This window comes from Pseudomonas sp. RW407, from assembly GCF_003176655.1.
Taxonomy (GTDB): Bacteria; Pseudomonadota; Gammaproteobacteria; order Pseudomonadales; family Pseudomonadaceae; genus Pseudomonas; species Pseudomonas delhiensis.
In genome coordinates, this window is the sequence record NZ_QGSL01000107.1 from 1,497,519 (window position 1) to 1,507,870 (window position 10,352).

Here is a 10,352-nt window from a genome sequence, read left to right on the forward strand (position 1 = left end):
CCATGGGGGTGAGGGGCCGGCGCCGTCGCGCGGGCCATCCGCTACCCAGGCAGGTTGCATGCCAGGGGCGAGGGCCCATGGCGGCGGGCCCCGGCCCGCACCCCTGGCGCAAGTGCATGCAGGAATGCAGCGGTGTTGGCATTTTTGCAGCGCTGCTGCCGAGGGTAGCGACTGGCCACGTCCCCGTCAGGTGGCGGGCGACGGAGGGTGGTGGCCAGTACACTTCGATTAACATGTCATGTTAATCTGATGTGCATCCTTCTTAGGAGGTGTGCTTGATGATCGCCGTACGCGAGGCCTGGAAAGCCGGGCTGTTGAACCTTCAGAACTGGCCGCGCAACCTGCTCGCCGGGGTGATCGTCGGGGTGGTGGCGCTGCCACTGGCCATGGCCTTCGCCATCGCCTCCGGGGTGAAGCCCGAGCAGGGCCTGTACACCGCCATCGTGGCCGGCGTGGTGGTCTCGCTGTGCGGCGGCAGCCGGGTGCAGATCGCCGGGCCCACCGGCGCCTTCATCGTCATCCTCGCCGGCATCACCGCGCGCTACGGCGTCGACGGCCTGCAGCTGGCCACGCTGATGGCCGGGGCCATCCTCCTGCTGCTGGGCATCACCCGCCTGGGCAGCGTCATCAAGTACATCCCCGACCCGGTCATCGTCGGCTTCACCGCCGGCATCGGGGTGATCATCTGGGTCGGCCAGTGGAAGGACTTCTTCGGCCTGCCGGCGGTGACCGGCGAGCACTTCCACCAGAAGCTCTGGCACCTGCTGGAGGCCCTGCCGCAGCTGCACCCGGCGACCACCCTGCTGGCCCTGCTGGGCCTGGCCGCGGTGCTCTACGGCTCGCGCCTGCCGTACCTGGCGCGGGTGCCGGGGCCGCTGCTGGCGATGGTGCTGGTCAGCCTGCTGCAGGCGCTGTTCCAGTTCGACGGCGTGGCCACCATCGGCAGCGCCTTCGGCGGCATCCCCCGTGGTTTGCCGACGCCGAGCCTGCCGGAGGTCACGCTGCCGCGGATCCTCGAGCTGATCGGCCCGGCCTTCGCCATCGCCATGCTCGGCGCCATCGAGTCGCTGCTGTCGGCGGTGGTCGCCGACGGCATGGCCGGCACCCGCCACGACTCCAACCAGGAACTGGTCGGCCAGGGCATCGCCAACCTGCTGGCGCCGCTGTTCGGCGGCTTCGCCGCCACCGGCGCCATCGCCCGCACCGCCACCAACATCCGCAACGGCGGCAACAGCCCCATCGCCGGGGTGGCCCATGCGGCGACCCTGGTGCTGATCATCCTGTTCCTCGCCCCGCTGGCCTCCAGCATCCCGCTGTGCGCGCTGGCGGCGATCCTCTTCGTGGTGGCCTGGAACATGAGCGAGGCCCGCCACTTCGTGCGCATGGTGCGCCGCGCGCCCCGGGCCGACGTGGCCATCCTGCTGATCACCTTCGGCCTGACGGTGTTCAGCGACCTGGTGATCGCGGTGAACATCGGGGTGATCCTGGCCATGCTGCTGTTCATGCGGCGGATGGCCTCCTCGGTGGAAGTGCAACAACTGGGCGGCGCCGAGCTGGAAGGCGAACTGCGCGGCCAGGGCGTGCCGACGCTGCCGCCGGGTGTGCTGGTGTACACCATCGAGGGCCCGCTGTTCTTCGGCGCCGCCGAGACCTTCGAACGCGCCCTGGCGAAGACCCACAGCGACCCGCGGCTGCTGGTGATCCGCCTGGGCCGGGTGCCCTTCATGGACATCACCGGCATGCAGACGCTGGAGGAGGTGATCCAGCAACTGCGCAAGCGCGGGGTGACGGTGAAGCTCTGCGAGGCCAACCCGCGGGTCCGGCACAAGCTGGTGCGCGCGGGGATCGTCGAGACGGTGGGCAGGAAGAACTACCACGCCAGTTTTGCCTTGGCGCTGGCGGCTTGCGAAGGGGCGGTGGAAGAGGTGGGAACGGCGTAGGGCGGATAACGCCCACGGCGTTATCCGCCGGATCGCGGACGGAGTCCGCTCCTACAGTTCCAGAAGCACGCTCGTAGGAGCAACTGTCTTGCAGCCTGCGCCGAGATGCTCTTCGTAGGAGCGAGCTTGCTCGCGAACAAACGCGGTGCCATGCGGTTCGCGAGCAAGCTCGCTCCTACGAAAAGCACTGCCAACCGGTGATGTAGGAGCGGACTTTGTCCGCGATTCGGCGGATAACGCCGTAGGCGTTATGCGCCCTACGAACTATCTCGAACACGGGGAGTCAGGGTTCGCGAGCAAGCTCGCTCCTACGAAGAGCAAAAGCACCCCCTCACCGCTCCCGCAATGCCTCCCAGCGCGCCTTGAGCACCGGCTTGAGCAGGTAGTCCAGCACGCTCTTCTCGCCGGTGATGATGTCCACCGTCGCCACCATCCCGGGGATGATCAGCAGCGGCTTGTTGTCCGGGCCCAGGTGGTTCTTGTCGGTGCGCACCTGGATCAGGTAGAAGGCGTTGCCCTTGTCGTCGGTGATGGTGTCGGCGCTGATCATCTCCAGCTTGGCCTTCAGGCCGCCGTAGATGGTGTAGTCGTAGGCGCTGAACTTCACCGTGGCCGGCTGGCCGGGGTGGAGGAAGGCGACGTCCTGCGGGCGGATCTTCGCTTCCACCAGCAGGTTGTCCTCCAGCGGGACGATTTCCACCATGTCGCTGCCCGGCTGCACCACGCCGCCGATGGTGTTGATCTTCAGCTGCTTGACGATGCCGCGCACCGGCGACACCACGGTGGTGCGGCTGACCTTGTCGTCGATGGCGCGGCTGGTGGCGGTGAGCTTGTTCAGCTCGGTGCGGGCCTCGTTGAGGTCCTTCAGGGCGTCGGTGCGGAAGCCCTGGCGCGACTCGTCGATCTTCCGCGAGATTTCCTGCATGGCCGCCTCGGCGCGGGGGATGGCCAGGGTGGTGGCGTTCAGCTCGCCGTTGATCTCCACCACGCTGCGGCGCAGGCGCAGCAGTTCCACCGGGGAGATGGCGCCGCTCTTGACCAGCGGCGTCGACATGTTCAGCTCCTGCTGCACCAGGCCGAGGCTTGCGCGGTACTGCTGGGTCTTGGCGCGGAACTCCTGCAGCTCCTGGGTCTTCTGCCGCAGCTGTTCCTGGAGGATGCTCACCTCGCTGGCCTGGCGCGCCTGGCGGCTGTGGTAGAGCTGCAACTGGTCGTCGACCACCTGCGGCGCGGTCTGCTTCAGGGTGTCGGAGAAGGCCGGCTCGCGGCCCTCGGCCTCGGCGCTCAGGCGTTCCACCCGGGCTTCCAGGGCGTTGCGGTCGGCCTCGGTCTCGCCCTTGTTGGAGGCGAAGCGGGTGTCGTCCAGGCGCAGCAGGGTCTGGCCCTTGTCCACCACCTGGCCTTCGTGGACGAAGATTTCCGAGACGATGCCGCCCTCCAGGTTCTGGATGGTCTGCACCTTGCTGGAGGGGATCGCCTTGCCTTCGCCCTTGGTGACTTCCTCCAGGTGCGCGTAGTGCGCCCAGGCCAGCGCGCAGACCAGCAGCGCGAGCACCGCCCAGAGGGTGATGCGCGCGGCCAGCGGCGAGTCCTCCAGCACCGTGCCCTGGACCTCGGGCATGAACTCGGTGTCGCTGCGTGCGCCCAGGTAGCCCGGCGCCGGTTGCATGCTGCTCATGGCTTCACCCCGCTGCCGGGCCGACATGGCCCTTGCGCAATGCTTCGATCACCGCGTCCTTCGGCCCGTCGGCGACGATGCGCCCGGCGTCGAGGACGATCAGCCGGTCCACCAGCGCGAGCATCGAGGTGCGGTGGGTGACCAGCAGCAGCGTCTTGTCCGCGCAGCACGCCTGCAGGCGCCGGCGCAGGGCTTCCTCGCTGCTGTTGTCCATGGCGCTGGTGGGTTCGTCCAGCACCAGGATCGGCGGGTCCAGCAGCAGCGCGCGGGCCATCAGCACGGCCTGGCGCTGGCCGCCGGACAGCAGCTGGCCGCGCTCGCCCACCGGGCGGTCGAAGCCGGCCGGGTGCTGCCGGGCCAGTTCGCTGACGCCGGTCAGCTCGGCCACCTCCAGCATGCGCGCGTCGCTGACGTAGCGGGCGCCGAGGGTCAGGTTGTCGCGCAGGCTGCCGGCCAGCAGCGGCAGGTCGTGGGCCACGTAGCCCACCTGCTGGCGCAGGTCGGCCACGTCGATCTGCCGCAGGTCCAGGCCGTCGAGCAGGATCTGCCCCTGGTCCGGCTGGTAGAAGCCCAGCAGCAGGCGCGCCAGGGTGCTCTTGCCCGAGCCGCTGCGGCCGATCAGCCCGACCTTCTCGCCGGCGGCCAGGCGCAGGCCGATCTGGCTCAGCGCCGGGGCGTTCTGCTCGGGGTAGCGGAATTCCACCTGGCGCATCTCCAGCGCGCCGTGCAGCTGGGTGCGCTCCAGCGGGCGCTGGCTCGCCTGGCGTTCCTGGGGCAGGGCCATGAGCGCGTCGGTGCTCTTCATGGTCAGGCGCGCCTGCTGGTGGCGGGTGATCAGCCCGGCGATCTGCCCCAGCGGCGCCAGCACCCGGCTGTTGAGCATGTAGCAGGCGACCAGGGCGCCGACGCTGAGCTGGCCGTCGAGGATGGCGTAGACGCCGCAGACGATCAGGGCCATGCCGGCGAACTGCTGGACGAACAGGGTGCCGTTGGTGGCCAGGGTGGCGAGGAAGCGGGCGTGGTTGTCAAGGCGGGTGAGGGCGCCGTGGGTGGCTTCCCAGCGGTACTGCCGCTCGCTCTCGGCGCCGCACGCCTTGAGCGTCTCCAGGCCGCCGAGGGTCTCGATCAGCAGGGCTTGGCGCTCGGCGCCGAGGGTCAGGCTCTTCTGCACGGTGTCGCGCAGGCGCACCTGGATCAGGTAGGCGAAGCCGATGGTCAGCGGGAAGGCCAGCAGCGGCACCGCCACCAGGCTGCCGCCGAGCAGGCCGATGACCAGGATCATCAGCAGCGAGAAGGGCAGGTCGATCAGGCTGGTGAGGGTCAGCGCGGTGAGGAATTCGCGCAGGCCCTGGAAGTCGTGGATGCTCTGGGCGAAGCCGCCGACCGTGGCCGGGCGGTACTTCATGGCCATGCCGGTGATGCGCTCGAAGAGGGTGGCCGAGAGCACCACGTCGGTCTTCTTCCCGGCCATGTCCAGCAGGTGCGCGCGCAGCACCCGCAGCAGCAGTTCGAAGAGGGTGCCCAGCAGCAGCCCGCTGGCCAGCACCCAGAGGGTGGAGACGGCCTGGTTGGGCACCACGCGGTCGTAGGTCTGCATGACGAACAGCGGCACCAGCATGCTCAGCAGGTTGATCAGCAGGCTGGCCACCAGGGCGTCGGTGTACAGCCAGCGCGACAGCCTGAGGGTGTCGCGGAACCAGGCCTCCACCCGCGGCACCAGCGGCTGGCGCGCCGCCTCCAGTTCATGGCGCGGGCGGGCGAACAGGGCCAGGCCGCTGTATTGCGCGGCCAGTTCCTCGGTGCTGACCCACTGCTCGCCGCCCTCGGTCTCGCAGGGCAGGATCAGCGCCTGGCCGTCCGCGCCCCACTGGCGCAGCACCGCGCTGCGCCCGCCGTCGAGCAGCAGCAGGACCGGCAGGTTCAGCGCCGGTATGGCCTTCAGCTCGCGGCGCAGCAGGCGCCCCTGCAGGCCGGCGCGGGCCGCGGCGCGGGGCAGCAGCTCGGCGTTCAGGCGCTGCTGCGGCAACGGCAGGCCGGCGCTCAGGCTGGTGCGGCTGACCGGGCAGCCGTGCAGGCGGCAGAGGATCAGCAGGCCGTCGAGCAGGGGGTCGTCGTGGCTCAGCCGGGGATCGTCCGCGGCGGGGCTGCCGCGCTCCTGGATGATCATGGTCACGCTACTTCTCCCGGGCTTCTTCGAGCCCCGTGCGGGCCGCCGCGCCCCGCAAACGCCGCCGGCCGGCGGGGCCGGCGTCGAGCGGGGGCGGGCAGGGCCTCATTTCATGTCGGGCAGGCGTGTTTCGGTCTTCACGTCGGACAGCGCCACGCCCTCGTGGGGCGGTACCACGTTCTGCGAGCGCAGCAGCGCGCCCATGGCGGCCAGCACCCGGTAGCGCGAGTACTCCTCGGTGTAGCGCACCTGGGTGTAGCGGCGGTTGGCGGTGAAGAGTTCGTTCTCGCTGTCCAGCAGGTCGAGCAGCGTGCGCTGGCCCAGGGTGAACTGCTGCTGGTAGGCCTCGCGGACCTTGCGGGTGTAGTCGGCGTACTCGCGCGCCGGTCCGGTCTGCTTGGTGGCGTTCTCCATCGCGTCCCAGGCCAGCGAGAGGTTCTCGTTGAGCAGGCGCAGGGCGTTGTCGCGGACGTCCTTGGCCTCGTCGATCTGGTGCGAGGTGGCGCCGAGGCGGTTCTTGTCGCGCATGCCGTTGAACAGGTTGTAGCGCATCACCACCTGGGCTTCCCAGTCGTTGTAGTGGCCCACTTCGCCGTCGACGTTGTTGTTCGCCGCCTTCGACAGTTCCAGGTCGAAGCGCGGGTAGAAGGGCGCCTTGGCTGCCTCGTACTGCTTCTCGGCGGCGTTGACGTCGGACTGGGCCGACTTGAGCAGCGGGTTGTTGCTCAGCACTTCCTGGCGCGCCTGGTTGATGCTGGCGGGCACCAGGGCCTTGACGGTGGAGGGCGTCTCCAGCTCGTCCGGCTGCTTGCCCACGGCGCTGTAGAAGTTGGCCTCGGCGTCGCGCAGGTCGACTTCCTCGGTGTAGAGGTTGTTCTGCGCCAGGGCCAGGCGCGCGGTGGCCTGGTCGTTGTCGGCGGTGCTGCCGACGCCCTGCTGGCTGCGCATGCGGATCTGGTCGCCGATGCGTTGGTGGGCCTGCAGGTTGTTGCGCGCCAGGGTCACCATCTCGCGGTGCTGCAGCACGCTGAGGTAGACCTCGACGGTGCGCAGCGCGGCGTTCTCCGAAGTGCCCAGGACGCGGAACGCCTTGGAATTGACGTTGGCCTCGTTGCGCGCCACCTCGTTGGGCGTGCCGAAGCCGTCGAACAGCATCTGCTGCAGGCGGATCTCGGCGTCGCCGCGGTTGAGCGTTTCCTTGTTGTGGTTGCCTTCCTGACGGGTAGAGGGGCTATCGACGCCTTCGCGGCCGTAACCCAGCAGCAGATCGACGGTGGGCAGGTAGCCGCCGCGGGCGATCTTCAGTTCCTGGTCTGCGGTCAGCCGGCTGTTCATGCTCTGGCTGATCTCCGGGTGATATTGCAGGGTGCTCTGTATGGCTTGGGTCAGGCTCATCGCGTGGGCTTGAGCGCAGGTGGCCGCCAGAAATACACCGCTCCATAGCGTCGCGTTACGACTGCGCATGGCGTTCTCCTGGTGTTCTCGACTTCGATGCTCTTTCAATTCGCCAAAAACTTGGCTTATTTTTGATATCAAGCGTTTCACGCCTGTAACATCAGAGCTAAGAACAACTTTTCGAGAAGCTCAGAAGAATTTTTCACATCCCATATTCAGAAAAAGTCTTATGCCACCTATGAAAACCGGCACATTGTAAAACCCGCAAACCCTGATTTTTCTTGGCTATGGGGACGAATAGGGCTTGCAGATACAGCCATGTACGTTTCAGGCGGCTAGGGCGGGGCGTTCCGCGAAGTGTCGAAGCAAGCGTGGTCAAAAAAATGGCGGATTCATCCGCTGGCTTTTTGATGCCAAAGCGCCTCCAGGCTTCAGCTTCCCTCTACGCATCACTGCGCGCCATCGACGGCATGGCCAACTCGGAGGTCTTGGGTGCCGCCGGAGGCGGCGCCGGGCGGTGAGCGGAGGATGCAGTCATGGCCAGCTTGGTAGGTATCGTCAGCAAGGCGGTGGGCGAGGTCTTCGCCGTGGCCGCGGATGGTTCGCGTCGCATCCTGCACCAGGGCGACAAGCTGTTCGTCGGCGAACAACTGGTGACCGGGCACGAAGGTGCCGTGGCCGTGGCGATCGCCGGTGGCGGCGAGCTCACCCTGGGGCGCGACAGTTCGATGCCGATGAGCAGCCAGCTGGTCGCCGCCGCCCACCACCAGTACGCGGACAGCGCGCCGGCGCAGGCCCCGGCCACGCCCAGCCAGCAGGACCTCACCGACGTCAAGGCTCTGCAGGCGGCCATCGCCGCCGGGCAGGACCCGAGCCAGGTCGCCGAGGCCACCGCGGCCGGTCCGTCGTTCTCCGCCGGCGGCAACGCCAAGGCCGGCGGCGGGCACTCCTTCGTGCTGCTGACCGAGACCGGCGGCCGCGTCGATCCGGACATCGGCTTCCCCACCGGGCCCCAGGCCAGCGGCCCGCTGTTCCCGCGGCTGTTCGACGGCGTGCCCAGCCCCGAGCAGGCCCAAGCGGCGCCCCCGCCGGAACCGCCGACACCACCGGAACCGCCGGCGCCACCCGTCGATGGCGTGCCGAGCGCGGGCAATGCCGCCACCGTGGTGGATGAGGATGGCCTGCCCGGCGGCATCCAGGGCAACGACGACCTGCCCGGCGTGGGTGCCAGCGCTTCCGGCAGCCTGGGCTACAGCTTCGGCCCCGACGGCCCCGGGACTTTCGCCTGGGGCACCACCGGCCTGCCGGCGCTGACCTCCGGCGGCGTGGCCCTGAGCTACAGCGTGAGCCCCGACGGCCACGTGCTGACCGCCTCGGCCAATGGCCAGACGGTCTTCACCCTGACCCTCACCAGCCTCGCCAACGGCACCTACGAACTGGTCCTGCAGCAGCCGCTGGACCACCCGCAGCACGGCGTCGAGGACGACATCGCCCTCAGCGTCCCCTACACCCTGACCGACGGCAACGGCACGCCCGCCAGCGGCAGCCTGGCCATCCTCGTCAACGACGACAGCCCCACCGCCGGCCTGGCCCTGGGCGGCGAGGCGCCGAGCCTGCTCAGCCATGACGAGGGCACCCGCGGCGGCGCCTCCGAGAGCGTCTCGGCGGACTTCGCCAGCGCCTTCAAGGCCACCCTGGCCTATGGCGCCGACGGCGCCGGCAGCGTGGCCTGGCACTACAGCCTGAACGTCACCAGCCAGGGCGAGGCCTCGGGGCTCAGCAGCGGCGGCCAGGGCATCCACCTCTACCTGATCGGCGGCGTGGTGGTGGGCTCCACGGCCGCCAGCGCCGGTGCGGTGAGCAGCGCCAACACCGTCTTCACCCTGGCGGTGGACGCCGCCAGCGGCAAGGTCACCCTGACCCAGTACGCCGCCATCGACCACGCCCTGCCGGGCGACACCAGCGGCTTCGACAGCCAGCACGTCTCCCTCGGCAACGACCTGGTGCAGCTGCAGGGCAGCGTCACCATCACCGACCGCGACGGCGACCCGGCCAGCGCCAGCCAGAACCTGGACCTGGGCGGCCGGATCGGCTTCGCCGACGACGGGCCGAGCATCGGCATCGGCGCCAGCACCGCGCAGCTCGGCAGCCTGGTGACCCAGGACGCCGACACCCTCGGCAGCAACTTCGACACCGCCACCACCAGCTTCGCCGCGGCCTTCGCCATCACCTCGCAGAACGCCGGCGCCGACGGCCCGGCCACGGTGAGCTGGAGCTATGCGCTGAAACTGGACGTGGCCGAGGGCACTCAGTCAGGCCTGAACAGCGCCGGGCAGAAAATCTACCTGTACGAGCAGAACGGCCAGATCATCGGCAGCACCGCCAGCAGCGAAGACGGGGTGGATTCCAGTAATACCATCTTCAGCCTGAAGGTCGACGGCAGCGGCAACGTCACCCTCACGCAGTACGCCGAGATCGACCATGCGCTGCCGGGCTCGACCAGCGACTACGCGGCGCAACAGGCGCCCCTGGGGACCGGTCTGGTGAGCCTGCAGGCCACCGCCACCATCACCGATTACGACGGTGACAAGGCCTCGTCCAGCGCCAGCATCGACCTGGGCGGCAAGGTGGCCTTCGATGACGACGGCCCGAGCATCAGCGTAGGCCTCAGTGGCAATGCCCCGGTGCTGCTGCATACCCAGGATGCGGACACTATCGGCAGCAACTTCGACACTGCGACCACCAGCTTCGCCGCAGCTTTCGCCATCACCTCGCAAAGCGCCGGCGCCGATGCCCCGGCCTCTGTGAGCTGGAGTTACGCGCTGAAACTGGACGTGGCCGAGGGCACTCAGTCAGGCCTGAACAGCACCGGACAGAAGATTTATCTGTACGAGCAGAACGGCCAGATCATCGGCAGCACTGCCAGCAGTGAAGGTGGTGTGAACGCCAGCAACACCATTTTCAGTCTCAAAGTGGACGGCAGCGGCAACGTCACCCTCACGCAATATGCCGAGATCGATCACGCACTGCCCGGCGCCACCGGCAACTATGCTGCGCAGCAGGCTTTCCTCGGTACCGGCCTGGTCAGCCTGGACGCCACCGCGACCATCACCGACTACGACGGTGACAAGGCCAGCTCCACGGCGTCCCTGGACCTGGGCAACAAGGTGGC

The 10,352-nt window shown here is 68.6% G+C and carries 5 protein-coding genes; 2 read left to right on the top strand and 3 right to left on the bottom strand.

Going from position 1 to position 10,352, the window contains the following annotated elements:
- Nucleotides 1-278: 278 nt before the first annotated feature.
- On the top strand, nucleotides 279-1,940 hold the full coding sequence (locus tag DK254_RS30935) for a SulP family inorganic anion transporter (RefSeq protein ID WP_177412122.1): 1,662 nt from the start codon (nucleotides 279-281) through the stop codon (nucleotides 1,938-1,940).
- A 331-nt stretch (nucleotides 1,941-2,271) separates the two neighbouring features.
- Here DK254_RS30935 and DK254_RS30940 read toward each other — a convergent pair whose 3' ends face one another.
- From DK254_RS30940 to DK254_RS30950, 3 genes are all read right to left on the bottom strand, one after another.
- The gene (locus DK254_RS30940; protein WP_089394628.1) at nucleotides 2,272-3,618 is read right to left on the bottom strand and encodes an HlyD family type I secretion periplasmic adaptor subunit; all 1,347 of its coding nucleotides are present in this window, start codon (nucleotides 3,616-3,618) and stop codon (nucleotides 2,272-2,274) included.
- A 4-nt stretch (nucleotides 3,619-3,622) separates the two neighbouring features.
- Complete coding sequence (locus tag DK254_RS30945) at nucleotides 3,623-5,785, bottom strand: type I secretion system permease/ATPase (RefSeq protein ID WP_089394629.1); 2,163 nt, start codon at nucleotides 5,783-5,785, stop codon at nucleotides 3,623-3,625.
- A gap of 105 nt (nucleotides 5,786-5,890) precedes the next feature.
- Nucleotides 5,891-7,249 (bottom strand): TolC family outer membrane protein, encoded by a 1,359-nt coding sequence (locus DK254_RS30950; RefSeq protein WP_089394630.1) that lies wholly within the window; start codon nucleotides 7,247-7,249, stop codon nucleotides 5,891-5,893.
- A 467-nt stretch (nucleotides 7,250-7,716) separates the two neighbouring features.
- Here DK254_RS30950 and DK254_RS34645 point away from each other — a divergent pair.
- On the top strand, nucleotides 7,717-10,352 hold a 2,636-nt coding region (locus DK254_RS34645; protein ID WP_218281467.1), incomplete at its 3' end, for a retention module-containing protein.

Bases quoted from the DNA above. Each gene is read 5' to 3' on its own strand.
- DK254_RS30935 (WP_177412122.1), top strand. From the start codon at position 279: ATGATCGCCGTACGCGAGGCCTGGAAAGCCGGGCTGTTGAACCTTCAG.
- DK254_RS30940 (WP_089394628.1), bottom strand. From the start codon at position 3,618: ATGAGCAGCATGCAACCGGCGCCGGGCTACCTGGGCGCACGCAGCGAC.
- DK254_RS30945 (WP_089394629.1), bottom strand. From the start codon at position 5,785: ATGATCATCCAGGAGCGCGGCAGCCCCGCCGCGGACGATCCCCGGCTG.
- DK254_RS30950 (WP_089394630.1), bottom strand. From the start codon at position 7,249: ATGCGCAGTCGTAACGCGACGCTATGGAGCGGTGTATTTCTGGCGGCC.